The sequence below is a fragment of the Rhodococcus sp. C-2 genome, from assembly GCF_027854095.1.
Lineage (GTDB): Bacteria > Actinomycetota > Actinomycetes > Mycobacteriales > Mycobacteriaceae > Rhodococcus_F > Rhodococcus_F qingshengii.
Window position 1 is genome coordinate 289,368 of record NZ_JAQGFI010000007.1, and the last position, 24,653, is coordinate 314,020.

Consider the following 24,653-nt stretch of genomic DNA (forward strand, 5'->3'; position numbering starts at 1 on the left):
AGGCACACTGTTCAATCGAGCGTGCTGCACGAACTCGACAGAGGTCGTTGGGGAAGACGTCCCTCGTCGAAGCAGGAGGCTCGAGTGCGCGAAATGAATCAATTCGCGGACGTGACGACTGGTGTGGTTTACATCCACTCGTCGCCCGCGGCGCTGTGCCCGCACGTGGATTGGGCTTTGTCCGCCACGTTGGACAGCCCTGCCAAGCTCAGATGGACCTCACAGCCTGCCTACGACGGGCTTCTGCGTGCGACGACGGACTGGACGGGTCCCGTCGGAACCTGTGCCCGCCTGGTCGACTCGCTACGCGCGTGGCCGATGTTGCGGTTCGAGGTCACCGAGGACCCGAGTCACGGCGTCGACGGCGAACGGTACAGCCATGTGCCCGGTCTGGGCCTGTGGCGCGGATCCACCAGTGCGAACGGTGATGTCGTCGTAGGGGAGATGAAACTGCGGTCCATCATGAATTCCGGTGGAGACATCGCCGCGGAAATCGATCGGGCGATAGGCGCACCGTGGGACGAGGAACTCGAACCCTTCCGGAGTTCAGGCGAAGGTGCCGAAGTGACATGGCTGCGAAGGCGTGTCAGCTGACCGAGGTCCATCCTGAACCCTGAGCGCTCTCGCGGCTTGAACGACAAAGACTCGAATGACAAAGGTGGGCCCCGCCATATCGGCGAGGCCCACCTTGCTGTCCAGGGTTGTCAGAGCGGAATGTTCTTGTGCCGCGCGCGGACAGATGGTGCAGACGCGAGGGCGGCGGTCACGATGCTGCGAGTCTTCGCCGGGTCGATTTCCTCGTCGACGACGCCGATTTCGACAGCGCGGTCGACGCCGCCTGCGATCGCCTCGTGTTCGGCGGCGAGACGGTCGTGCAATGCTTCACGCTCGTCGTCCGGTGCAGCTGCGAGGGCCCGCTTGTGCAGGATGCCGACAGCAGCCTTCGCGCCCATCACGGCTACTTCGGAGTTGGGCCAAGCGAATACGGCAGTGGCTCCCAGTGCTCGCGAGTTCATCGCGATGTAGGCGCCGCCGTAGATCTTTCGAGTGACGACGGTGACGCGGGGGACCGTTGCCTCGGCGAAGGCGTGAAGTAACTTCGCTCCGCGTCGGACAACGCCTTCCCACTCCATCGAGACGCCCGGCAAATACCCGGGAACATCGACGACGACCACGAGCGGCACGCCAAATGCGTTGCACAGTCGCACGAACCGAGCGGCCTTCTCTGCACTTTCGGAGTTCAGGCACCCGCCGAGTCGCAGTGGGTTGTTCGCGATGACTCCAACGGTGCGTCCGGCCATCCGGCCGAAACCGGTGACGATGCTCCGTGCGTAATTGCCTTGCAGTTCTTCGAAACTCGACTCGCCTTCGACGTTGTCGAGCATTTCGTGAACGATGGGACGAACGTCGTATGCACGTTTTGCGGACGCAGGCATCATGGCGCGCAGATCGCTGTCGCCGAGTTCCGCTGCCCGCTGATCGAATTCGCCCTGCTCGCACATCATCGAGACCAGGCGTCGTGCGCGGTGCAATGCGTCGGCCTCGTCGTGTGCGGCGATGTGCGCGACACCCGACTTCTTGGTGTGTGTGTCCGGACCGCCGAGTGACACCATGTCGACCTGTTCGCCGGTGACACTACGAACTACGTCTGGCCCGGTGACGAACACTCGGCCTTCCGGCGCCATGATCACGACATCGGTGAGGGCTGGACCGTACGCGGCTCCGCCAGCGGCAAAGCCGAGCACGACGGAAATTTGAGGTATGAGACCCGACGCGCGGACCATGGCCTCGAAGACCAGTCCGACGGCGTGGAGCGCCTCGACGCCTTCAGCCAGACGCGCGCCACCGGAGTGCCAGAGGCCCACGATGGGGGACTCTTCCTCGATGGCGGTATCGATGGCTTTGACGAGGTGTTTGCAACCGTCGACGCCCATGGCGCCACCCATGACAGTGGCGTCGGAGCAGTATGCGATGGTGCGGACGCCGTCGATGTTTCCGGACGCAGCGAGCACACCGGACTTGTCACGGGCGTGGAGCGGCACTGTTGTGCCGGGGTCGAACAGATTTTCCAGGCGCGCAAGAGGATCGCGCGGGTCTGTCGATGATTCGGACTTTGTCACGGGGGCCAGGATGGTCATCGCGTCCTCCTTCAGTACGAGCCTTGGGTGGAACGAAAGGTCGGTGTTGTCCGCGGGTGACGTTGTGTGCAACGACACCCGCGGACAGGTGCAAACCACGGTTCGGGCTAGGCCCGACCGAAGGCGAGCGCGACATTGTGCCCACCGAAACCGAACGAGTTGTTCAGTGCGAAATCGAAAGAGCCGGTTCGGGGTTCACCCTTGACGACATCGAGATCGATTTCTGGATCCTGGCTGTCAACATTGAGCGTGGGCGGGATGATCCCGTCACGCACTGCCAGAACCGTGAGGACTGATTCGAGGGCGCCGACAGCGCCGATCGAGTGTCCCAGCGCGGATTTCGGGCCGTACACCGCAGCGTGATTGCCGACCGCTGCGTTGATTGCCTTTGCCTCTGCGATGTCACCGATCGGCGTCGCAGTGGCGTGGGCGTTGATGTGCTTGATGTCGGACTTCGTCAGTCCGGCCATCTCGATTGCTCGGGTCATGGCTCGCGCCGCGCCCAGGCCTTCCGGATGCGGTGCCACGATGTGGTACCCGTCCGAAGTGATTCCGGAACCGAGCAGGCGGGCGTGAATCGTTGCCCCGCGTGCCTTGGCGTGCTCCTCGGTTTCGAGGATCATCAGGGCGCCGGCTTCGCCGAAGACAAATCCGTCGCGGTCCTTGTCGAAAGGACGTGAAGCTGCGGCCGGATTGTCGTTGTTGGTGCTCATCGCACGCATCATGGCGAAGCTCGCGATCGGAACGGCGTCGATGAAGCTCTCGACTCCACCAGCCACAACCATGTCCGCGTCACCCATGACAAGCATGCGGTGAGCGTGAGCAATTGCCTCGGAACCTGATGAACATGCCGACACCGGAGTGATGACGCCACCGCGGGCCCCGAGTTCGAGTCCGACCGTTGCGGCCGGTCCGTTGGGCATGACCATCTGCACCGAGAACGGGGACACCTTGCGGTATCCGCCGCCACGGAGCTTGTCGACGGCGTCGATGAGCGTGTCGCCGCCGCCGAGTCCGGTGCCGATGACAACGGCCAGGCGGTCCTGATCGACTTCAGGGCTGCCGGCGTTGCTCCAGACCGTGCGACTCAACGTGAGGGCAAGGCGTTCCACCCAGCTCATCCGTCGAATTTCGACGCGGGACAAGCCCTCGTCCGGTGAAACCTTCAGGTGCCCGCCGATGCGAATGGGAAGGTCGAACTCGTCGATGAACGGGTCATCGAGGATTCCGATGCCGCTTTCGCCGGCGAGTAGCGCCTTCCACGTGCCATCCACATCACCAGCCACCGAGGTCGACGTCGCGAGGCTCGTGACGACGATGTCGGGGAATTTCCCTTTGCGGGTAGAAGCGGAAGTCACGGTCGGCTCACTCTGCGTTCTTGGCTTCGGCGCCTTCGGCTTCGAGCTTCTGGATGTACGCGACGATGTCGCCGACGGTGCGCAGGCCTGCGAGATCCTCGTCGGGGACCTTCACGCCGTACTTGTCTTCGGTCTGAACGGCGATCTCGACCATGGACAGGGAGTCGATATCGAGGTCGTCCACGAAGGACTTGTCGACGGTGACCTCGGAAGGCTCGATACCGGTGACCTCCTCCACGATCTGGCCGAGTTCCGCGATGATTTCTTCCTGAGTGTGGGCCACTGGTGTGGCTCCCTTCTTGATCGATTGAGGTGGGGTGAAACGTCCGGCCGCCGTTCGGGCTGATCGGCCGGGTGGGCGTCCGAGCTAGGTCAGCTCGGACAGTGCGGAGATATCCTCCGGGTTCTTGAGGGCCACCGTCGGTGTGCCACGCATTTCACGCTTGGCAATTCCGACGAGGGTTCCGGCCGGCGGGAGTTCCACGATCGCGCTGACTTCTGCTGTCCGCAACGACGCGGAGCAGAGGTCCCAACGAACGGGGCGGGTTACCTGCGCGGCAAGCTTGGTGAGGGCGTCGGCGCCCGAGGAGACGGGTGTGCCATCCGAGTTGGAAAGCAGCGTGCGCGTCGGATCGGAAGGGGTGATCTTGGCGGCAGCAGCTGCGACGGCGTCCTGCGCAGGCGCCATGAAGCGGGTGTGGAAAGCTCCGGCGACGGGTAGTGCGCGGACTCGGGCCTTTTCGGGTGCGTTTGCTGCGAGTTCTTCGAGCGCGGTGAGCAGTCCGGCCGCCACGATCTGGCCGGCCGCATTGCGGTTGGCTGCTTCCAGCCCGAGTTCTTCGATTCGTGCGAGCACTTCGGCTTCGTCTCCACCGAGAACGGCTGACATGCCCGTGGGCTCGAGCGCACAAGCCTTGGCCATCTCGGCGCCACGGAGGGCGGCAAGCGCGACCGCGTCGTCAGCGGAGATAACACCGGCGACCGCAGCAGCGGCAAGTTCACCCACCGAATGGCCGGCAGCGATGACGTCGGCGCCGAGGAGCCCACGTGATTCGATTTCCTCGTATGCCAGCAGAGCAGCGGCAACGACGAGGGGCTGGGTTACCGAGGTGTCGGTGATTTCTTCGGCGGTCGCGGTCGTGCCGAGTCGGACGAGGTCCAGGCCGGCTGCCTTCGACCACACTTCGAGGCGGTCTTGTGCTCCGGGCAGTGCCAGCCAGGGGCTGAGCATGCCGGGTGTCTGAGAGCCCTGTCCCGGGGCGAGCAACGAAATCACTTATTAAGAGAACACCGCCGCGAGCGACCTGCGAGATGTCGGTCGCGATGAACTCTGGCGAAGTGTTTTGTAGGGTTCCCACAAAATCCCACGTCGCGCTCGGCCATCGAAATTGGACGCTCAGGGGTTACAGGTTTGTTTGTCCGGATGTTAAAGATGTGACTGAAGTAACCGAATTGTTCGATTTGAGATCGATTTGTGTCAATCGGCCCACGGTAGCGGCGATCCGTAGTACATACGCGTCGCGTGGATTCGTTGGATCCCGGCCGGTAACTTCCGCGATTCGCTTCAAGCGGTACCGAACGGTATTTGGATGAACAAACAGAAGACGTGCACAAGTCTCAACCGCACCTCCACAGTCGAGATAACTGTCTAAAGTATCGGTCAAGACTGTGCCGGATTCAGCTAAAGGCGCGACAAGGAAATCGCGAAGAGCCTTCACGGCAGCGGCGTCTCCCAGTAGTGCCCGTTCCGGGAGCAGTTCAGTCGCGAAAACGGGACGAGGTGCGCCGCGCCACCCGGCAACAGCCTTGATTCCCGCCAGCGCTTCGGACGCACTGAAGTGCGCTGCGCTCAACGAGGGTGTCGTCGGGCCGATCACCACCGGCTCGTCGGCGAAACTCATGAGCAGGTCTTGAAGGAATTGGCTGCCTTCCGTCTTGCTACTCAGTTCCCCGCTGACGATCATCACCAGTCGCGGACCCTGCACCACGGCGAGAACAGCGCGCCCGTGCGCGGCGGCAGTCGCGTGGACGGTGCCGGCAACCGAGACCCGCTCGTCCGGCGGGGGAGACCCGACGATGACGGTGGCCGGAGCCGTGGCATCCCAGTTCAAGGTGGCGGCGCGAGAGAGCATGTCCGAGCCGGTGTCTCCCTGCACGACGGCGTCGACGACGAGCGCTTCCAGTCGCGTGTCCAGGGCACCCCGCGACTCGGCAGCGCTTGCGTACACCGTCGCTGCTGCGAAACCGAGTTCACGCCCGTAGCGCAGGACGGCTTCTGTCAGCGCGATCAGCTGCTGATCGTTGCGGGCGAGAGCCGGCAGCCATTTCTCGAAGAACTCCATCGCCACCCGGACCATGTCGACGGTCTGGCGCAGCGTGAGCTGTCGAGCAAGATCCTGAGGGATGACCGGAAACGACTCGTATCCGAAGCTGATCTCCGAGTCGAGTTGCCGCAGCCATTCCAGGAAATTCACCACCGACGTCTGCACCAACAGTTGAACGTCGGCGCGTTGCGAAGCGTCGAGACTGTCGAAGAACGGAAGCTGCTCCTCCATCACGGTCACGGCCTCGGTGGAGAGCCGGCCGGAGAACTGTTTGACGCGGCGGAGCAAGGCTTCTGGAAGTGGATCGCGAACCTGACGACGGCGGGCGAGTACAGCCTGCAACCCGGACGACTGTGGTCGAGTGCGGCGTACGCCCTCTTCGGGTTTCTCGGGATCAGGTTCGGGCATGAGAAAAACCTACGCCCATCGCCGCAGCGGATGTCGAGATGACACCCGCGGCGATGGGCGTAGGTCTGTTTTCGATCGCTGGGACTGTTGCCCTACGACTTAGGCGCTACCGGTGTCCCCGGTCTGCTCGGGAGCAGCATTCACGTCGTCGATGCGGTATCGGCTCGCTGCTTCGACGGCCTTCGACCGCTCGATCGATCCTTCCTTCGCCAAACCGATCAACACGGCAACGACGATGGACTCGGCATCGACGTTGAAGTAGCGACGCGCTGCAGTGCGTGTGTCGGAGAACCCGAACCCGTCCGTACCGAGCGTGGTGTAGTCGCCGGGAACCCACTGACGGATCTGGTCCGAGACCGCCCGCATCCAGTCCGAAGCCGCGACGACAGGGCCTTGGGCCGACGACAACGCCGTGGTGACGAAGGGAACCGGAGCATCCTCGGACGGATTGAGCAGCGCCTGACGTTCGCACTCGACGCCTTCGCGGCGCAGCTCACCCCAGGACGTGACCGACCAGACGTCGGCCGAGACGCCCCATTCGTCGGCAAGCAGCTTCTGCGCGCGCAGCCCCTCGGGCATCGCGACACCGGAGACGAGGATCTGTGCCTTCGGGCCGGCTGCTTCGGACGTCTTGTAGAGGTAGATGCCCTTGAGCAAGCCCTCGACGTCGAGACCTTCGGGCTCGGCCGGCTGAACGTACGGCTCGTTGTAGATGGTCAGGTAGTAGAAGATGTTCTCGCCACCGAAACCGTCGACGCCCTCGGTGCCGCCGTACATGCGGCGCAAGCCGTCCTTGACGATGTGCGCCAACTCGTACGAGAACGCGGCGTCGTACGTGACAGCTGCGGGGTTGGTGGATGCCAGGAGCAGCGAGTGTCCGTCGGCGTGCTGAAGACCTTCACCGGTCAGAGTTGTACGACCGGCGGTGGCGCCGAGAACGAATCCCCGAGCCATCTGGTCGGCAGCCGCCCACAGGCCGTCGCCGGTGCGCTGGAAACCGAACATCGAGTAGAAGATGTACAGCGGAATCATCGGTTCACCGTGGGTGGCGTACGACGTGCCGACTGCGGTGAACGAAGCCGTCGAACCGGCCTCGTTGATGCCCTCGTGCAGGATCTGGCCGATCGGGCTCTCCTTGTAGGCGAGCATGAGTTCGGCGTCGACGGACGTGTAGAGCTGCCCGTTGCGGTTGTAGATCTTCAGCGACGGGAACCACGAGTCCATACCGAACGTGCGAGCCTCGTCCGGGATGATCGGCACGATGCGCTTGCCGATTTCCTTGTCGCGCAACAGTTCCTTGAGGATGCGCACGATCGCCATGGTGGTGGCGACTTCCTGCTTGCCCGAACCCTTGCGGATGACGTCGTACGTCTTGTCCTCGGGGAGCTTGAGCGGAGCAGCGTCGGTGTTGCGGGAAGGCAGGAACCCGCCCAGTGCTTTACGACGGTCGAGCATGTACTTGATCTCGGGAGCGTCCGCGCCCGGGTGGTAGTACGGAGGCAGGTACGGATCCTTCTCGAGCTCGGCGTCCGAGATCGGGATGTGCTGCATGTCGCGGAACGCCTTGAGATCGTCCAGCGTCAGCTTCTTCATCTGGTGCGTGGCGTTGCGGCCCTCGAAGTGCTTACCGAGGGTGTAGCCCTTGATGGTGTGCGCCAGGATGACCGTCGGCTGGCCCTTGTGTGCCATGGCCGCTGCGTAGGCGGCGTGGACCTTGCGGTAGTCGTGGCCACCGCGCTTGAGGTTCCAGATTTCCTGGTCTGTGAGGTCCTTGACCAGTTCCTTGGTGCGGGGGTCACGTCCGAAGAAGTGATCGCGTACGAACGCGCCGTCGTTGGCCTTGTACGTCTGGTAGTCACCGTCCGGCGTCACGTTCATCAGGTTGACCAGTGCGCCGTCGCGATCGGCGTGCAGCAGCGCATCCCACTCGCGACCCCAGACGACCTTGATGACGTTCCAGCCGGCACCGCGGAAGAACGATTCCAGTTCCTGGATGATCTTTCCGTTGCCGCGGACCGGGCCGTCGAGGCGTTGGAGGTTGCAGTTCACCACGAACGTGAGGTTGTCGAGGCCTTCGGTTGCCGCGACGTGAGCGAGGCCGCGTGACTCGGGCTCGTCCATTTCGCCGTCGCCGAGGAACGCCCACACGTGCTGATCGGTGGTGTCCTTGATGCCGCGGTCGTTGAGGTAGTGGTTGAACCGGGCCTGGTAGATGGCGTTCATCGGGCCGAGGCCCATCGAGACCGTCGGGAACTCCCAGAAGTCGGGAAGCAGCCGCGGGTGCGGGTAGGACGGCAGTGCGCCGCCGAAGTCGGCGTGGGACTTCTCCTGGCGGAATCCGTCGAGCTGTTCCGCGGGGATGCGGCCCTCGAGGAAGGCGCGTGCGTAGATGCCGGGGGAGGCGTGACCCTGGATGAAGATGTGGTCGCCACCGCCCGGGTGGTCCTTGCCGCGGAAGAAGTGGTTGAAGCCGACCTCGTACAACGCTGCCGAGGATGCGTAGGTGGAGATGTGACCGCCGACGCCGACGCCCGGTCGCTGAGCGCGGTGGACCATGATCGCGGCGTTCCAACGGATCCAGGCGCGATAGCGGCGCTCGACCTCTTCGTCGCCGGGGAACCACGGCTCGTTTTCGGTCGGAATCGTGTTGACGTAGTCGGTCGAAGTGAGCGCGGGGAGTGCGACGTGCTTCTCGCCGGCGCGTTCGAGCATGCGGAGCATGAGGTAGCGGGCACGCGTGGGTCCGGATCGATCCAGAAGTCCGTCGAATGATTCGAGCCATTCGGTGGTCTCGTCCGGATCGATGTCCGGCAGGTACGACGCAACACCTTCGCGAATGACGCGAACGCGACCGTCGGTTCCCCCCGGCGTATTCGACGCGGGCGAACCCGACTCGCCGGCGGCGCCGGAATCGGCGTTCTGCCCGGACGCGGGACCCTGGATCAGGTCAGACAACGTGTGCTCCTCATTGGTTTGGGGACGCGTGGTGGGGCGTCCTTACATAGGTGATCGAGGCCTTGTTAGGTCCGACGCACTTCCATCGTGAATATGGCGCGTACCTCATCTTTCACCATCCCGGTCGGTCCGGCATACCTCGCCTCTGGTTACTCTCGGGTAGCGTTTTTCGGCGTGACGCAGGGGTGTGATGGTTCCCCGTAGTCACAGGCTTGGGGGATCGATCGGAACGTATGAAGGGGTGGGAAAAAATAAACAAAGAAATCAATTACGGCAGGGTCGGGGCGTGGGTCTCGGTCGGATCGATCGCAGTGGGACTGTCGGTGATCGTGGGATGTTCGGCGGCGGTGACCGGATCGGCAGTACCCAATGAAGCGCACGTGGCTGCATACCAATCCGAGGTGAGTATTTCGATGGCCGCCGCGTCCTCGTCGAAAGCGGCGGCAGATGCGGCAGAGGCAGCTTTCGCGATCTGTGAGGAAGCGGTCTCTCGATCGAAAAACGACGTGGTTGCGTTCAATGCCTACGTCGACGCCGGAAATCATGGTGAGACCGACCTGAGAGCCGAAGCAAGCGCTGCTGCTTCGTCGGCCAGGGACACCGCCTCGTGGTTCGACTCGGTCGCGAGTGAACTTCCGACGCAACTTTCCGGACTGTTCGACGAATTGGCCGCGAACCTACGTTCATCTGCAGTCGTGATCGAGAGTGATCATTCGGCGGATGAAATCAATTCGATCAGCGATACGAGCAATTCGATTCGCAAGTCGATCTTCGATGAATGTGGATCCCTGTGACCTGCGGTAATCCGCAGGCGTAAGGTTCGCCGTGTGTCAGAAGACGATCTTTGGTGAAAGTTTTCGGCGTGGTCGGCTTGCGCTAACGCCTCAGACCATGTTCGCTTTCCCTAATTGATCGTCAAACGGTAGGTGTGCGGGGTCGCCACACACCATCAACAAAAGGAGGACCCCACCGTGGTCGCCGCGGCGGATGCCCAGAACTACGCTCAGAAACTCGGGATTACCACTGACATGGTGGTGCAGGAACTGGGCTGGGATGAGGATACCGACGACGGCATTCGTGCCGCGGTTGAGGAAACCATCGGCGGGGAAATGCTCGACGAGGATTCCGACGAGGTCATCGACGTCGTGCTGCTGTGGTGGCGCGACGAGGACGGTGACCTGGTAGATGCCTTGATGGATGCCATCGGGCCCCTCGCCGACGAAGGCTTCGTGTGGGTTCTCACTCCCAAGACCGGTCTCGACGGACACGTCGAGCCCAGCGAGATCGCCGAATCGGCGCCGACTGCCGGCCTGACGCAGACATCGGCAGCCAACCTCGGTGACTGGTCGGGAAGTCGACTGGTTCAGCCGAAGGCTCGTCCGGCCAACAAGCGCTGACCCGGTCCTTTCCGCACTTTCCCAAGGAATCGCACATGCCTCTCGAAGTTGGTGCCCAGGCACCGGATTTCACCTTGAAGGACCAGAACAACCAGGAAGTTTCGCTCGCAGATTTCCGCGGTAAGAAGAACGTTCTGCTGGTCTTCTATCCGTTGGCCTTCACCGGGACTTGTCAGGGGGAGCTCTGTAAGGTCCGTGACGAGCTTCCGAAGTTCGAGAACGACGACACCGCCATTCTCGCGATTTCTGTCGGTGCTTCGCCGACTCACAAGATCTGGTCGGCCGAGCAGGGATACACATTTCCCTTGCTGTCGGACTTCTGGCCGCACGGTGAGGTCGCTCAGAAGTACGAGGTGTTCAACGACAAGTTGGGCTTCGCGAATCGTGGCACCTTTGTCATCGACAAAGACGGAATCATTCGTTTTGCCGAGATGAACGGCCCCGGAGAAGCCCGTGACCACGGACTTTGGGCAAACGCGCTTGCCGCGCTAGAGTCTTAGAGCACTCCCGGTGAGGGTCTCACCGGGAGTTCGGGCGTGTAGCTCAGTGGTAGAGCTCTGGTTTTACACACCAGCGGTCGGGGGTTCGAAACCCTCCGCGCCCACCGAAGAATTCAAGCCCCGATCTGCGTCGACGCAGATCGGGGTTTTTTCATTTTCGGCAACGAATTGTCCGCAATACGCCATTCTGGACGCATGTCCAGTTCTGTGATCGAAGTAGCCGTCGACCCGACGCGCGTGCATCCCACCCGTCCGCACATACACATCGCCGAGATGCCCAGTCTCAGTGTTGCGTTGTTCCCGGGGCAGACGATCCGGGTTCGTTCCCAAAGCGACGCACTGGCGACCGGGATTGCCCGTGTCTGGGAAATCAACCGAATGCACCGCTTGATCTACCTGACGATCGACTGGGACGGGTAGAGATCGGCTCGTGCAGACACGTGACGGTTGGCCAGAGAACGAGCGTCGCTGCTACAACTACGCTCGTGCAGATTTCGGTTCGTTCGTCCCAGTCTCGATTCAATGCGCGAGCTGCCGGGCTTCTCCTCGGCTTCGTCGCGGATCGGGTCTTCGCCGATCCGGGGCGGTTCCATCCGGTTGCCGGCTTCGGAACCGCGGCTATCGCGCTGCAGAAGATGTCCTACCGGGACTCGCGCGCGGCCGGAACACTTCATGTTGCCGTGCTCTTGGCCGGCACCGCAGGACTTGGGCTCGCAGCCGAAAAAGTGTCGCGCCGGGCCGGTTGGGTGGCCGTCACGGGTACGACAGCGATGGCTACCTGGGCTGTGCTCGGCGGGACGTCGCTTGCACGCACCGGCATCGACATGGCCGCTCGATTGGAGGCGTCACAGGTCGATCGCGACCTGACGAAAGCGCGCGAGCTTCTCCCTTCACTGTGTGGACGCGATCCATCGGTACTGAGCGAGGAGGGCCTCACGCGTGCAGCGCTGGAGTCGGTCGCCGAAAACACCTCGGATGCAAGCGTCGGTGCAATGTTCTGGGGTGCAATTGCGGGCGTGCCGGGTCTGTTCGTCTACCGCGCCGCCAACACCCTCGACGCGATGATCGGCTACCGCTCCGAGAAATACCGCAGATTCGGGTGGGCTGCGGCGAGGTTCGACGACCTGGTCAACATCGTCCCCGCTCGGCTGACAGGTGCGCTGACGGCTGCGTGTGCACCGGTGGTAGGCGGCTCGGTTCAGGAATCACTGGCAGCGTGGAAACGCGACGCAGCGGCTCATCCAAGCCCCAATGCGGGCGTCGCGGAAGCGTCGGCGGCAGGGGCGTTGGGCATTTCGTTGGGTGGTCGGACCGAGTACGCGCACGGGGTGGAGATGCGTCCCGTCCTCGGCCGCGGGACTGTGCCGACGCCGAACGATCTGCGCCGCGCGTCGAGGCTTTCGTCGGCGGTGCAGATCATTGCAGTTGTGGTGTCAGCGGGTATTTCAGCGGGTATTGCCGTATCGATCGGCAAGTTTGGCTTCCTGCGCCGTCAGCGGCACTGATTCCGGCTCCGGCTTCTTGCGACGGCTGAAGGCACGAGCCGGTTCGGCGGGGGATGAGGCAGGCGCGGACACCGGCGCTTCCGGGGTCGTCTCGGTAGCGGCGTCGTCCGCTGCGAAACCGTCGACAGCTGCTTGAGCTGCCTTCTCCTTGCGACGTTCGCGCCACTCCGCGCGAATGAAGTAGGCCAGTCCGAGCGGCGCCATGATGCCGAACGCCAGCCACTGGAACCCGTACGAGAGGTAGGGGCCTGCATCGAGTTGGGGGAGAGGGATCGTCCCCAGGCCGCCGGGCTGGTCGGGTTCGAGTTGGATGTACGCGTCGATCAGGTCCGTTCCGATGAACTCGCCGATAGGTTGTGGGTCGATGGAGTAGACCTGTTTCGCGCCGTCCTCGAACATCGGAACTCGGCCGGGCGCGGTGCCTTCCGACAGACGCACGCGACCGTTGAGAGTGACCGGATCGGTCGGCGGCGCGGCGATGGGCGGTGCCTCGGCGCCGTTGATCGGCCGAACGTATCCGCGATTGACGAGGATCGTTCGGCCGTCGTCCAGGCGGAAAGGCGTCAGGATCTCGTAGGACGGCGCGCCCTCGATGGACTGCAGTCGGACGAGGATATCGGCGTCGGGCAGATAGGTGCCTGCCGCGGTGATGTTTCGCCATTCGTCGTCCGGTGCGATCGTCGAATCGGTGATGACGTCACCGATCGGCACGGTCTCCGCGTTGATCGAGTTCGAGATCAGATCATTGCGGTGCTCGGTCTTGGTGTTCTTGCCGAGTTGCCATGGAGCGAGCACGGTGAAGCACAGGTAGGCGAAGAGCCCGACCACAGCTGCCAGTACCAACCAACCGGGCCGCAACAGGAATTTCAGTCTTCGCACACGTCCACGGTATCCGTTGCCCGAACGGGAGTGAATTTTGCTCCGGGTTCAGGCTCGCTCGCGGATCCAGTCGAGTATGTCGGGAATGGCTGCTTCGATCTGGTCTCGCACCAGTTCGAAGTCCTCCTGGTCCCCGTAGTACGGGTCCGGAACCGATTCTCCGTCCGCCTCGGGGTCGAACGATCGCAGTAGGCGCCGACGCTCGGTGGGCACGCCGAGATGAGCAAGCTCACGTTCGTGCCCGGTGTCGAGGGCGACGACAAGATCGGCGGCGAGATGATCTGCATTGACCTGCGCGGCGCTGTGGCCCGTCGGATATCCGGCCGCTCGGAGCACGACGTTGGTCCGCTCGTCGGCCTCGCTACCGGTGTGAAACCCCTCGGTACCTGCACTGCTGACACGGACTCGGTCGGCGAGGCCTTCACGGTCCAGATGCGCGAGCAAGATCTTTTCGGCCATCGGTGACCGGCAGATATTGCCGGTGCACACAAACGTCACATGGAGTGGTTCAGTCACGTGGAGTGGTTCAGTGGCGGCCATCGAGAAGTCCTCCCAGTTCGGATGCCGACGATACGGAGCGAAACGCTTGCCGCGCTTCCTCGGCGGAACCGTAGCCCCATTCGACGACGACGGTGGGGATGCCGTACTTCGCGGCGCCGAGCACGTCGTGATCACGGTCGCCGATCATGAGAACGTCGGGGGTTCCGCCGTCGGATGCGAGGACGGGAGTGATCCCGAGCGAGGTCAGCGAATGCGCGATCACATCGGGTTTAGCCCGACGAGTTCCGTCGTCACTCGCGCCGCCGATGAACTCGAAGTGCTCGGCCAGGCCGAAATGCTCGAGGATTCGAATGGCGAATCGCTCCGACTTGGAGGTGGCGACGGCCAGTCGGGTGCCGCTCGCGCGAGCCTTACCCAGGACGACGTCCATGCCTTCGTACACCGAGTTCTCCTGCCACCCGGTCGCGTCGTAACGCTCGAGGTACGCGGCGATCGCCCGATCCACGTCCGCCGGGGCCATACCGAGTGACCTGAAGGTATCGACCATCGGCGGGCCGATCACCGATGCCAACATCGCTTCCGTCGGCTCCGGATGGCCGACAGTTGCCAACGCGTGTCGGAAGCCGCCGTGAATGCCGGGAGCGGAATCGGTGATGGTGCCGTCCAGATCGAACAGAACTACGGGAAAGCGGTCGAGCGGTGGTGTCGTCACGGCACTCATTGTCCCGGACGGCAGGGGTGATGTCCGCGCACGGTGCTCGACCGTAGGCTGACCGGGTGAGTACCGGAACGGTTGACCTGGAGAGCTTGCGACATCACGGCGATGTCGAAGCGGAGCCCGGGTTACTCGATTTTGCCGTCAACGTTCAAGGCTCCGGCCCGCCGAAGTGGTTGCGGGATCGGCTGGCCGCAGGGCTGGCGACGCTTGGTTCGTACCCGTCGGCCGCAGCGGAACTGAAGGCTCGCGAAACGGTCGCGCAGCGGCACGGGCGCCGGCCCGAAGAGGTGTTGTTGCTCTCGGGCGGTGCCGAGGGATTCGCGATGCTGCCGCGCCTGGGCGCTCGTTCGGCAGCGCTGATCCATCCGTCGTTCACCGAGCCGGAACTGGCACTGCGAGAGGCCGGTGTGCCGGTGACTCAAGTGATTCTGGAGCCGCCTTTCGAGCTTCGGACCGCGCAGGTACCCGAATCCGCGGACCTTGTCGTTCTGGGCAATCCGACCAACCCGACGTCCGTGCTTCACCCCAAGGCCGATGTGTTGGCATTGCGTCAGCCGGGCCGGATCCTGGTGGTGGACGAGGCCTTCGGCGACGCGGTCCCCGGCGAAACGGAGAGCATCGCCGGTGTCGAGTCGGCGGATGTACTGGTCCTTCGGAGCCTGACCAAGACGTGGGCGCTCGCCGGATTGCGGTGTGGATACGCGATCGGCTCTCCCGATCTTCTGGCTCGACTCAGTCACGGCCGAGCCCACTGGCCATTGGGCAGTCTGCAGATCGAGGCCATCACGGCGTGCTGCGAACCGTTTGCCGTCGAGCAGTCGAGGATCAAAGCCGACGTGATTTCCGTGGACCGCCGAGACATGTCGCGGCGACTGACCGAGATCGGGATTGCCGTGCACGAACCCGCTGCGGGGCCGTTCGTGCTCATCGATGTCCGTGACGGCGCCACGATGCGAGAGCACCTGCGTGCCCGCGGAATCGCCGTCCGCAGGTGCGACACCTTTCCCGGACTCGGCCCGGATCGGCTGCGCGTGGCCGTCCGTCCAGCCGAGCAGGTTGCGGTACTGATCGAAGCGATGAAGGAGATCTTGTGAGTGGCCCAACCCTTGCGGACGTCATAGCCGTGCTGGAATCCGCTTATCCGCCGGCCCTGGCGGAATCGTGGGACTCGGTCGGCCTGGTCTGCGGCGATCCGGCCGACGCTGTGACGAGAGTGGTTTTCGCGGTGGATCCGACCGAGGCAGTGGTCGACGACGCCATCGCCTCCGGTGCCGACCTTCTGGTCGTTCACCATCCACTTCTGCTGCGTGGGGTGGACACCGTCGGTGCTCACACACCCAAAGGTGCGTTGGTTCACAAGCTCATCAAGGCGGGGTGCGCGCTGTTCTCGGCGCACACCAATGCGGACTCGGCCGACCCCGGAGTGTCCGACGCGTTGGCGCAGGCTCTGGGCCTGACCGTGCTGCGCCCGATCGAACCCAAGCCGACGCAGCCGCTCGACAAGTGGGTCGTCATGGTTCCGGTGGAGAATGCATCGGCCGTGCAGGATGCACTTTTCGAGGCCGGGGCTGGGCGGATCGGTGACTACAGCCAGTGCAGTTGGACCGTCACCGGTACGGGTCAGTTCCTGCCCGCCGACGGAGCGAATCCGACGATCGGGACCGTCGGCGCTGTGGAGCAGGTTCGCGAGAATCGTGTGGAAGTGATTGCCCCTCGCGGAAAGCGAAGCGCAGTGCTGGGCGCATTGCGTGCCTCCCATCCGTACGAGGAACCGGCCTTCGATGTCTTCGAACTCGCAGCGTTCCCCAGTTCACTCGGACTGGGGCGGTTGGGTGAGCTCGACCACCCCGAAACCTTGCGGGAATTCACCGCGCGAGTGGCGCGCTCACTGCCCTCGACCGAGTGGGGTGTTCGCGCGGCCGGAGATCCAGAAGCGACCGTTCGTACCGTGGCGGTGTGCGGCGGTTCCGGCGACTCGTATCTCGACGTGGTGGCGGCACTGGGCGCCGACGTCTACGTCACTGCGGACCTGCGGCATCATCCCGCGGACGAGCATCTACGCGCCGGTGGCCCGGCTCTGGTCGACGTCGCGCACTGGGCGAGTGAATACCCGTGGTGCGCACAGGCGAAATCGGTGCTCGACGCCGCGTTTGCCGACAATCCGGAGTGGGAAAGCCGGGTTTCGACAATTCGCACCGATCCGTGGTGTTTGAGTGCGCATTAGTGCAGCGCTCTGCAAGGTACGGTTGCACGAACAATTCAAGAGCAGTTCTTCGAGAGCCGTCCTTCGCGAGCACTGCCGACATCGGACTTACAGCAGGAGTTATACAGCGTGAACGTCGAACCACAGGTGCAATCCAAGCTTCTCGACCTCGCCGGGGTGGATGCTGAGCTCACTCGGATCACCCACCGACGCGGAGCGCTTCCCGAGCAGCAGGAAGTCGAACGTCTCGAGGCCGAGCGAATCAGCCGTAAAGACGCGTCCGTAGCCGTCGAAATCCAGATCGACGACATCGATCGCGACATTCGCAAGCTCGAAGGCGAGGTCGACGCGGTTCGTCAGCGCGAGGATCGTGACCGCACACTCTTGCAGAGCGGGTCGGTCGGGGCGAAGCAGCTCACCGAACTCGAACACGAACTCGGCAGCCTGGTCCGGCGTCAGGGGCTCCTCGAAGACGAGTTGCTCGAAGTGATGGAGCAGCGTGAGGCGTTGCAGGCCGATCACGATCACGCCGGTGCCCAGCTGTCCCAGGCCGAAGAAGAGCTGATCGACGCCAAGCGTCGCCGCGACGATGCCGTCGCTGATCTGGACAAGGCGCAGGAGCGTTGCGCCGCCGATCGTGAACGACTCGTCGGTGAATTCCCCGCCGATTTCCTTGCTGTCTACGAGAAGCAGCGCAGCCTGGGCGGACCGGGCGCGGCGCTTCTGCAGGCACGCCGATGCGGCGCTTGCCGGATCGAGATCGACCGCGGCGAGATCTCCCGAATCGCCGCGTCGCCGGCCGACGTCGTAGTTCGTTGCCCAGAGTGCAATGCAATCATGGTGCGTACCAAGGAGTCCGGTCTGTGACTCTCTCGCAGGTCATCGTCGAGGCCGACGGTGGATCGCGGGGCAATCCCGGTCCGGCCGGCTACGGAGCGGTGGTGTTCGACGCCTCGCGCTCGGTGTTGGCCGAACGCAAGGAAAGCATCGGTATCGCGACCAACAACGTCGCCGAGTACCGCGGACTGATCGCCGGGTTGACCGCTGCCGGTGAACTCGGCGCGTCGACGGTCGACGTCCGCATGGATTCCAAGTTGGTCGTCGAGCAGATGTCCGGGCGCTGGAAGGTCAAGCACCCGGACATGATTCCGCTGCAGCGGCGCGCTGCCGAGCTGGCGACGCAGTTCTCGCGAGTGACCTACACGTGGATTCCTCGCGGCGAGAACTCTCATGCCGATCGTCTTGCCAACGAGGCGATGGACGCGGCTGCCGGCATCGAAACCGCAGCCCCCGCACCCGCCGCGCCGTCCGAAGAGACGTCGGAGCCGCAGATCGCCGGCTCTCCGGGATGGATCGCCACCACCGGCAAGCCGACACGAATGTTGTTGCTACGTCACGGACAGACAGCGATGTCGGTCGATCGCCGGTACTCCGGACGTGGGAATCCGGAGCTCACGGAACTGGGCCGCGCGCAGGCTGCCGGCGCAGCCGGACGCTTCGGGAACCGAGGCGGTATCGACGCCATCGTCTGCTCACCCCTCGGCAGAACCCGTGAGACGGCAGAGGCATCGGCCCGCGTGCTCGGCTTACCCGTCGTCGAGCACAAGGGGTTGATCGAAACCGATTTCGGCGACTGGGACGGACTCACGTTCCGCGAGGCAGCCGAGCGTGACCCGGACCTGCATCGCGAATGGCTCTCGGACACTTCGGTGCGTCCACCGGGCGGCGAGAGTTTCGACGAGGTACGCGAACGAGTCGTCGCCGCGCGTGACGACCTGATCTCGACCTACGGCGGCGCGACGCTGTTGGTCGTCTCTCACGTCACCCCGATCAAGACTTTGGTGCAGCTGGCCCTCGATGCCGGGCCGTCGTTGCTGTACCGGTTGCATCTGGATCTGGCGTCGCTGAGTATCACCGAGTTCTATCCCGACGGGGGAGCCTCGGTCCGGTTGGTCAACGACACGTCACACCTTCGCTGAAAGAGCCCCGACGGCTGATCAGCCTCTGATCAGATCACCAACCACAGGGCACTCACGGCGGCGAGCAATGTCAGTGGCGTCGTGATGACCCCGAGCAGAGTGAATGTCGCCAGCGTGGGCGGTGCGCCCGCGCTGGTGGCGACTCGTCGCCAGAGCATCGTTGCCAGTGAGCCCACGTAGGTGAGGTTGGGGCCGAGGTTGACGCCGATCAACATCGCAAGCACCAGCGCTGGAGGTGCCGCCGTTCCGAGCGCTGCGATCATCAGCAAGGTTGCCGGCAGGTTGTTGACGAGATTGGACGCAACCGCCGCTACCGCGGCGACAAAGAGCAGTGAGCCGTAGCTGGTGTCGCCTGGCAGGATCTGCGCAATCCATTCGCCCACCGGCCCGTTCGCGACTCCGGCGACGATGATTCCGAGAACCAGGACGAACGCGCAGAACCAGAGGTCGGCAGCGTAGAGCATCTTGGCGGCGGTCGTACGGTGCCGAGCCAGAGCGATCGCTCCCAGGACACTCGCACCCACCACCGCGATCCAGGCGGGCTCGATCCCGAAGAAACCCGAAACCGCGAAACCGAGCAGCGTCATTCCGATCACCGTCAGCGGCAGAATCGGCGCAGGCGCAGATCTGGCTGCCACCGGCGGTTCGGCGCTGTCGCCCCGCGCGAGTTCCGAACGGAAGAACAGTCGAAAAATCAGGTACTCGACAGCGATCGTCACAACCCACGGCAACGCCATCAACGCGGTGAAGTGCAAGAACGTCAAACCTGTTGCAGCAAACGCGATGAGGTTGGTCAGATTGGACACCGGCAGCAGGGTCGACGCCGAATTCGACAGGTGCGCACTGGCATAGGAATGCGGCCGGGGACTTGCTCCGATGGATCGTGCGGCCGCGATCACCGCGGGTGTCAGCAGCACGACGGTGGCGTCGAGGCTCAGGACCGCCGTGGTCAGGGCGGCGGCGCCGAACACATAGATCAGCAACCGGTGTGGATCGGCGAGGGATTTTTGCTGCAGGATCTGGCTGACCCAGCGAAAGACGCCGAGAGCATCGGCGGCATGAGCGAGAACCAGCACGGCAACCAGGAAGACGACGGTGGGTGCCATGCTCGCCAGTTCGTCGCGGGCTTCGTCGAGAGTTACGACGCCGGTCAGGAGAACGACGACAGCTGCCGGCCCGGCGATGACGATCTCGGGAAGCCCGCGTGGACGCACTATCGCGAAGACGAGGACGAGGGCGACGAGCAGGATCGGTAGAAGAGTCACGCGATGGTGCTCCGTGTCGGGGCGAGCGTCATTTGAGCAGTTTGTAGAGCGTGTTCAGGTTTCGGGTTGTGGTGAACGCCTTGAACTTCGGTTTTCCGGTGTTCCTGCCGAACGCGCTCTTGACGGTCTGCCCCTTCTCGACCTCCCAGTACAGGACTCCGTCGCCTGCCGCCACACGCTCGACCGAGGCATCGAGTTGCGCTGCTGCAGTGCTCAATTCCTCCAGGATTTCCGGCTCGGAGGCAACCATCGCATAAGCATGCCAACCCTCGCGTTCGCGCTCGAACGGGTAGTTGTCCACGATCGCCTGCAGTGTCGGAAGGTCGAGGACGAACACCCAAGCCTCGTAGCCGAACTCGCGGGCAAGGGCGGATTCGATCTGTTTCTTCAGCGTCGGGATGTCGGTGCTCGGACTGTCGAACAGAACGTTGCCTGAGGCCAACACGGTTTTCACCCCTTGGAATCCGAGGTCACCGAAGACTCTCGCCAGGTCCGCCATCTTGATGTTGATGCCGCCCACGTTGATACCGCGTAGCAGGGCCACGTACCGAGTCATACGGTGACCATAGTGCCGGCCACCGACAGGCGCCCGGTAGCATACGGGGGCGGACGAGTTGGCCGGGCGGCCGCGGCTTCTGGAACCAGCGCGTATCGCGCACAGGCCTGGGGCCGAGGAAAGTCCGGACTCCACAGAGCAGGGCGGTTGTTAACGGCAACCCGAGGCAACTCGCGGGACAGTGCCACAGAAAACAGACCGCCTGCCTTTCGAGGCAGGTAAGGGTGAAACGGTGCGGTAAGAGCGCACCAGCACCTCGGGTGACCGGGGTGGCTAGGTAAACCCCGCCCGGAGCAAGGTTGAAGGTCGCATCGCTCGCGGTGCGGCTGCGCAGGTGTTCGAGGGCTGCTCGCCCGAGCCTGCGGGTGAACCGCTCGAGGCACCCGGCGACGGTGTGCCCAGATGGATGGTCGCCACTCGGCACTTCGGTGCCGCAGGACAGGATCCGGCTTACACGCCGACTCGTCCGCCCGCGATCTGCACAGTGAGAAAAAGAAGACCCCCACCGGATCGGTGGGGGTCTTCTTTGTTCGAAAAGCTGTCAGACAGGCTTGATGACCAGCAGCGTAGCCCAGTACGTTGCCGCGTCATGGCCCATGAGCGGGAGGAGGTAATCGTAAAGAATTGCGGACATGCGCACTCCATTTTCTGTTCGTAGCTTGTGTTGGGCATTCAAGCAGAACTCACCGTTCGAATGTCCGGTTCTCACCTGCCAGGCCAAGTAGAAAGAATATCAGTCTCACAGCGATCTACAAGCTTCTATCTCACTCTGATGTCACACTGTGGATATGACTGATGAAGATCGACTCTGGTACTTCGACGTGTCCGACGGTTCCGTCACGCAGGGAAAGGGTGCGTCCTCGCTGACGAGGATGGGGCCGTACCCTGATCGGGACTCTGCCGAGCATGCATTGAAGATCGCTGCCGAACGCAACAAAGCCGCCGATCGGGCAGACGAAGACTGGAACAACTGAGCCTTGGAATAACTGAGCCTTGGAACAGTCGGGACTCGAACAACTGGGACCGGTACTGCTGCTACACCGGCCCGAACCGATCATGGAGGATGCGTGCCCGCAAGTCGAATGATGGTGCAGGGAATCGACTTCGGAGTGGTTCGGGCGGAGTTCGACTTGCCAGGAGCATTCTCGGCTGCGGCGCAGGCCGAGGCCGAGAATGCCGTGGATCGTTTCGGTGCCGGGCGTGTCGACGAAACGGGTATCGCCTTCGTGACCATCGACCCTCCCGGATCGATGGACCTCGACCAGGCAGTGCACATCGAGAAGATCTCGACCGGGTACGTCGTGCACTACGCGATCGCCGACGTCGCGGCGGTGGTGACGCCGGGTGGCGCTCTCGACATCGAAACCCGCAAGCGGGGCCAAACCTTCTATCTCCCGGACGGTTCCGTCCCGCTGCATCCCCGAGCGTTGTCGGAGGGATCGGCGAGTCTGCTGCCGGACGTGGTTCGTCCCGCCGCGCTGTGGCGGATCGAACTCGACGCGCAGGCCGAGCCGACGTCGTGGCAGGTGAGACGCGCTCTGGTGAAATCGGTGGCACGTCTGGACTATTCGACCGTGCAGCGCGATGCCGACGCGGGAACCTTGCATCCGTCCATCGCCGCACTACCGGAGTTCGGACGATTGCGCAGTGTCTCGGCGGTTGCCAGGGGTGCCATCGAGCTGAAACTGCCCGAGCAGTCAGTGGTTCGGGATCAGCCGGAGGACGAGTCCTCGGCTCGCTGGCGGATCGAACTGGAGCCACGCACCGAAGCGGACGACTGGAACGCAGAAGTGTCGCTGCTGACCGGGATGTGTGCCGGCCGCATGATGATCGACGCAGGTATCGGGTTGCTTCGCACGCTGCCACCGGCCGAGGAGTCCGCGGTTCGGACCTTGCGGAGAACTGCAGTGGCGCTGGGTATCACGTGGCCGGAGGGGCAAAGCGTCGGGCAGATTCTTGCCGGACTCGATTCCAACGAGCCGTCGACTATGGCGCTGATGTCGGTTGCGCCGTCGTTGCTGCGCGGGGCAGACTACGCGGCCTTCGACGGCCGACTACCGGAGTTGACGGTGCATGCGGGGATCGGAGCGCCCTACGCTCACGTGACTGCTCCGCTGCGCCGGCTGTCCGATCGTTTCAGCACCGAGGTGTGTCTGGCGATCACAGCTGGTACGCCGGTACCGGAATGGGCGCGCACTGCACTTCCCGAGCTGCCCGACATCATGAGTGGGTCCGACTCGCTGGCGAACAAGGTCGACCGTGCGTGCATCGATCTGACCGAGTCCACGCTGCTCGACGGCCGGGTCGGCGAGGTCTTCGACGCAGTGGTGATGCGCGCCAAGGACGGAAAGCGCTCGGCGGAAGTGTTTGTCCCGTCGGTCGCCGTGATTGCGAAATGCGTCGGAACGCCCGACGACGGTGAGCGCGCAAAGGTGCGACTCACCGCCGTCGACACCGTCAAACGGACGGTGGAGTTCACGTTCCCGGCGTAGCGAGCTACCGGTAAGAATCGGTGGCTTCCACCAAGTGATGTGCGATGCCGGGCTCCATCGCGGAGTGTCCGGCGTCGTCGACGATCACGAGCTTGGATTCGGGCCACGCCTTGTGCAGCGCCCACGCGCTGGTGGCGGGGCAGACGACGTCGTAGCGGCCCTGGACGATCGTCCCCGGAATGCCGTGCAGTGCGGAGCTTTTGCGTAGGAGCTGACCCTCGTCGAAGAATCCGCCGTTGACGAAGTAGTGGTTCTCGATACGGGCGAAAGCCAAGGCGAATCGGGTCTCGGAGTTCTGTTCGATCTTGTCCGCCTGTGGGTACAGGTAGCTCGTCGATCCTTCCCAGGCCGACCAGGCGATCGCTGCCCGGGCTGCGACGTCGGGGTCTTCGGAATGGAGCAGTTGGTGATAGACCGCGACGAGGTCTTCGCCGCGCTGCGCCTCGGGTACCGGTTCGAGGAATTTGTCCCAGCGCTCCGGGAAGATGTTTCCCGCGCCGCCATTGTAGTACCAGTCGATCTCGCTACGACGCAGGAGGAAGATCCCGCGCAGGACCAGCTCAGTGACGCGCGTAGGAAACGTTTCGGCGTAGGCGATGGACAGCGTGGAACCCCAGGACCCGCCGAAAACCATCCACTTGTCGATCGAAAGATGTCCGCGCAGGGCTTCGATGTCGGCCAGCAGCTTGTCCGTCGTGTTCACCGACAGGTCGGCGCCGTCGGCAACGTGAGGGGTGGACCGCCCGCAGCCGCGCTGGTCGAGTAGAACGATGCGGTATGCGGCCGGATCGAAGAACTGGCGTACCGCCGGTTGCGCACCACCGCCGGGGCCACCGTGCAGGAACACCACCGGCTTGCCGTCCGGATTTCCGCTGACTTCCCAGTACATGCTCTGGCCGTCACCGACATCGAGGAAGCCGGTGACGAAAGGCTCGATCGGGGGATACAGACTCCGGAGAGTCGACGGCTGCGCGGAAGTGTCGGTCATCAGAAGCCCACCAGGCCGGAGGCGAGATCGGGGATCTCGAGTGCGGAAATCGCGCCGCTCCGGACGTCGGGGCACGCGGCTGAGGTTGCCGCGTCGATGCTTTCGCGGTTCTGAGCGAGATCGAGCAGGTTGATGCCGTTCTGCGTCGCCCACGTGATGACGATCGTGTTCAGTCCGCCCTTGCCGAGCGTCGGGGTGACGGTCCGCCAGTTCTGCAGCTGCCCTTCCATATCCGAGCACAACTGCTGGACTTGAGCGTCGGTGAACGTCGAACCGGACGCGGTTGTTGCCGGCGCCGTCGTGGTGGAACTCGCGGGCGTAGTGCTGCTGGGCGCGGGAGAGTTGGTGGACCCTCCCGCGCATCCGCTCAGCACCGTGACGAGAGCTGCCGCGCCGACTACAGCTGCGGCAGTAGAACTTCGACGGTTACCGATCATTGAACGCACCCCTGGCTGGTTGAGAGACAGGCGGCGTTCGCCGGTCTCGG

At 63.6% G+C, this 24,653-nt stretch carries 25 protein-coding genes, 1 tRNA gene and 1 other RNA gene; 14 read left to right on the forward strand and 13 right to left on the reverse strand.

The window, feature by feature from the left end; genetic code table 11:
- Positions 1-84 precede the first annotated feature (84 nt).
- On the forward strand, positions 85-594 hold the full coding sequence (locus PCS43_RS17475; RefSeq protein ID WP_003941617.1) for a DUF3145 domain-containing protein: 510 nt from the start codon (positions 85-87) through the stop codon (positions 592-594).
- A gap of 110 nt (positions 595-704) precedes the next feature.
- Here the strand turns inward: PCS43_RS17475 and PCS43_RS17480 are convergent, their stop codons facing one another.
- The 6 genes from PCS43_RS17480 to aceE form a co-directional block, all read right to left on the reverse strand.
- The gene (locus tag PCS43_RS17480; RefSeq protein ID WP_003941597.1) at positions 705-2,138 is read right to left on the reverse strand and encodes an acyl-CoA carboxylase subunit beta; all 1,434 of its coding nucleotides are present in this window, start codon (positions 2,136-2,138) and stop codon (positions 705-707) included.
- Between the two features lie 107 nt (positions 2,139-2,245).
- Positions 2,246-3,496: a KasA/KasB family beta-ketoacyl-ACP synthase gene (locus PCS43_RS17485; protein WP_003941591.1), complete on the reverse strand. Its 1,251-nt coding sequence runs from the start codon at positions 3,494-3,496 to the stop codon at positions 2,246-2,248.
- 7 nt (positions 3,497-3,503) lie between these two features.
- Positions 3,504-3,779, reverse strand: a complete 276-nt coding sequence (gene acpM, locus PCS43_RS17490) for a meromycolate extension acyl carrier protein AcpM (protein ID WP_003941649.1) — start codon at positions 3,777-3,779, stop codon at positions 3,504-3,506.
- Between the two features lie 84 nt (positions 3,780-3,863).
- Positions 3,864-4,772, reverse strand: coding sequence for an ACP S-malonyltransferase (locus PCS43_RS17495; protein WP_007735477.1), 909 nt, complete (start codon positions 4,770-4,772; stop codon positions 3,864-3,866).
- A gap of 127 nt (positions 4,773-4,899) precedes the next feature.
- A complete protein-coding gene (locus PCS43_RS17500) occupies positions 4,900-6,228 on the reverse strand; it encodes a PucR family transcriptional regulator (RefSeq protein WP_003941635.1) in 1,329 nt (442 codons plus the stop codon).
- Between the two features lie 99 nt (positions 6,229-6,327).
- Positions 6,328-9,183, reverse strand: coding sequence for a pyruvate dehydrogenase (acetyl-transferring), homodimeric type (aceE, locus tag PCS43_RS17505; RefSeq protein ID WP_007735476.1), 2,856 nt, complete (start codon positions 9,181-9,183; stop codon positions 6,328-6,330).
- A gap of 380 nt (positions 9,184-9,563) precedes the next feature.
- On the opposite strand from aceE, the gene PCS43_RS17510 reads away from it, so the two are divergent.
- The 6 genes from PCS43_RS17510 to PCS43_RS17535 all read left to right on the forward strand — a co-directional run bounded on the left by PCS43_RS17510 (position 9,564) and on the right by PCS43_RS17535 (position 12,585).
- On the forward strand, positions 9,564-9,977 hold the full coding sequence (locus PCS43_RS17510) for a hypothetical protein (protein WP_238565263.1): 414 nt from the start codon (positions 9,564-9,566) through the stop codon (positions 9,975-9,977).
- A 177-nt stretch (positions 9,978-10,154) separates the two neighbouring features.
- Positions 10,155-10,580 (forward strand): DUF3052 domain-containing protein, encoded by a 426-nt coding sequence (locus tag PCS43_RS17515; protein ID WP_003941575.1) that lies wholly within the window; start codon positions 10,155-10,157, stop codon positions 10,578-10,580.
- A 35-nt stretch (positions 10,581-10,615) separates the two neighbouring features.
- On the forward strand, positions 10,616-11,080 hold the full coding sequence (locus PCS43_RS17520) for a peroxiredoxin (RefSeq protein WP_003941619.1): 465 nt from the start codon (positions 10,616-10,618) through the stop codon (positions 11,078-11,080).
- A 32-nt stretch (positions 11,081-11,112) separates the two neighbouring features.
- A tRNA-Val gene (locus PCS43_RS17525) sits at positions 11,113-11,184 on the forward strand.
- A 91-nt stretch (positions 11,185-11,275) separates the two neighbouring features.
- Positions 11,276-11,500: a hypothetical protein gene (locus PCS43_RS17530; RefSeq protein WP_003941648.1), complete on the forward strand. Its 225-nt coding sequence runs from the start codon at positions 11,276-11,278 to the stop codon at positions 11,498-11,500.
- A 65-nt stretch (positions 11,501-11,565) separates the two neighbouring features.
- Positions 11,566-12,585: a cobalamin biosynthesis protein gene (locus PCS43_RS17535; RefSeq protein WP_007735472.1), complete on the forward strand. Its 1,020-nt coding sequence runs from the start codon at positions 11,566-11,568 to the stop codon at positions 12,583-12,585.
- Here the strand turns inward: PCS43_RS17535 and PCS43_RS17540 are convergent.
- The 3 genes from PCS43_RS17540 to PCS43_RS17550 are packed head-to-tail and all read right to left on the reverse strand — an operon-like array spanning position 12,526 to position 14,686.
- Positions 12,526-13,464, reverse strand: coding sequence for an SURF1 family cytochrome oxidase biogenesis protein (locus PCS43_RS17540; RefSeq protein ID WP_007735469.1), 939 nt, complete (start codon positions 13,462-13,464; stop codon positions 12,526-12,528). The genes PCS43_RS17535 and PCS43_RS17540 overlap by 60 nt on opposite strands.
- A gap of 48 nt (positions 13,465-13,512) precedes the next feature.
- A complete protein-coding gene (locus PCS43_RS17545) occupies positions 13,513-14,004 on the reverse strand; it encodes a low molecular weight protein-tyrosine-phosphatase (RefSeq protein ID WP_007735468.1) in 492 nt (163 codons plus the stop codon).
- Positions 13,991-14,686, reverse strand: coding sequence for an HAD hydrolase-like protein (locus PCS43_RS17550; RefSeq protein WP_007735467.1), 696 nt, complete (start codon positions 14,684-14,686; stop codon positions 13,991-13,993). The genes PCS43_RS17545 and PCS43_RS17550 overlap by 14 nt, the downstream gene beginning before the upstream one ends.
- A gap of 56 nt (positions 14,687-14,742) precedes the next feature.
- Here PCS43_RS17550 and cobC point away from each other — a divergent pair, with 56 nt between their 5' ends.
- From cobC to PCS43_RS17570, 4 genes are all read left to right on the forward strand, one after another.
- On the forward strand, positions 14,743-15,777 hold the full coding sequence (cobC, locus tag PCS43_RS17555) for an Rv2231c family pyridoxal phosphate-dependent protein CobC (protein WP_007735466.1): 1,035 nt from the start codon (positions 14,743-14,745) through the stop codon (positions 15,775-15,777).
- The gene (locus PCS43_RS17560; RefSeq protein WP_007735465.1) at positions 15,774-16,907 is read left to right on the forward strand and encodes a Nif3-like dinuclear metal center hexameric protein; all 1,134 of its coding nucleotides are present in this window, start codon (positions 15,774-15,776) and stop codon (positions 16,905-16,907) included. The genes cobC and PCS43_RS17560 overlap by 4 nt, the downstream gene beginning before the upstream one ends.
- Before the next feature lie 108 nt (positions 16,908-17,015).
- Positions 17,016-17,753 (forward strand): zinc ribbon domain-containing protein, encoded by a 738-nt coding sequence (locus PCS43_RS17565; protein WP_007735462.1) that lies wholly within the window; start codon positions 17,016-17,018, stop codon positions 17,751-17,753.
- The gene (locus tag PCS43_RS17570; protein ID WP_007735460.1) at positions 17,750-18,865 is read left to right on the forward strand and encodes a bifunctional RNase H/acid phosphatase; all 1,116 of its coding nucleotides are present in this window, start codon (positions 17,750-17,752) and stop codon (positions 18,863-18,865) included. Before PCS43_RS17565 ends, PCS43_RS17570 begins: the two co-directional genes overlap by 4 nt.
- A gap of 29 nt (positions 18,866-18,894) precedes the next feature.
- Here the strand turns inward: PCS43_RS17570 and PCS43_RS17575 are convergent, their stop codons facing one another.
- Entirely contained in the window at positions 18,895-20,130 is a 1,236-nt protein-coding gene (locus tag PCS43_RS17575) for an SLC13 family permease (RefSeq protein ID WP_007735459.1), read from the reverse strand.
- Between the two features lie 28 nt (positions 20,131-20,158).
- Positions 20,159-20,686 carry a DUF1697 domain-containing protein gene (locus PCS43_RS17580; RefSeq protein ID WP_007735458.1) on the reverse strand — a complete coding sequence of 176 codons (528 nt, stop codon included), beginning with the start codon at positions 20,684-20,686 and terminating at the stop codon, positions 20,159-20,161.
- Positions 20,687-20,740: 54 nt separating this feature from the next.
- On the opposite strand from PCS43_RS17580, the gene rnpB reads away from it, so the two are divergent.
- The 3 genes from rnpB to PCS43_RS17595 all read left to right on the forward strand — a co-directional run bounded on the left by rnpB (position 20,741) and on the right by PCS43_RS17595 (position 23,178).
- An RNA gene (rnpB, locus tag PCS43_RS17585) (RNase P RNA component class A) lies at positions 20,741-21,155 on the forward strand.
- 319 nt (positions 21,156-21,474) lie between these two features.
- On the forward strand, positions 21,475-21,660 hold the full coding sequence (locus tag PCS43_RS17590; protein WP_007735457.1) for a hypothetical protein: 186 nt from the start codon (positions 21,475-21,477) through the stop codon (positions 21,658-21,660).
- 108 nt (positions 21,661-21,768) lie between these two features.
- Complete coding sequence (locus tag PCS43_RS17595) at positions 21,769-23,178, forward strand: RNB domain-containing ribonuclease (RefSeq protein ID WP_007735456.1); 1,410 nt, start codon at positions 21,769-21,771, stop codon at positions 23,176-23,178.
- 4 nt (positions 23,179-23,182) lie between these two features.
- Here PCS43_RS17595 and pip read toward each other — a convergent pair whose 3' ends face one another.
- Positions 23,183-24,166, reverse strand: a complete 984-nt coding sequence (pip, locus tag PCS43_RS17600) for a prolyl aminopeptidase (protein WP_209908935.1) — start codon at positions 24,164-24,166, stop codon at positions 23,183-23,185.
- Positions 24,166-24,603 (reverse strand): hypothetical protein, encoded by a 438-nt coding sequence (locus PCS43_RS17605; protein WP_007735455.1) that lies wholly within the window; start codon positions 24,601-24,603, stop codon positions 24,166-24,168. Before PCS43_RS17605 ends, pip begins: the two co-directional genes overlap by 1 nt.
- Between the last annotated feature and the right edge of the window lie 50 nt (positions 24,604-24,653).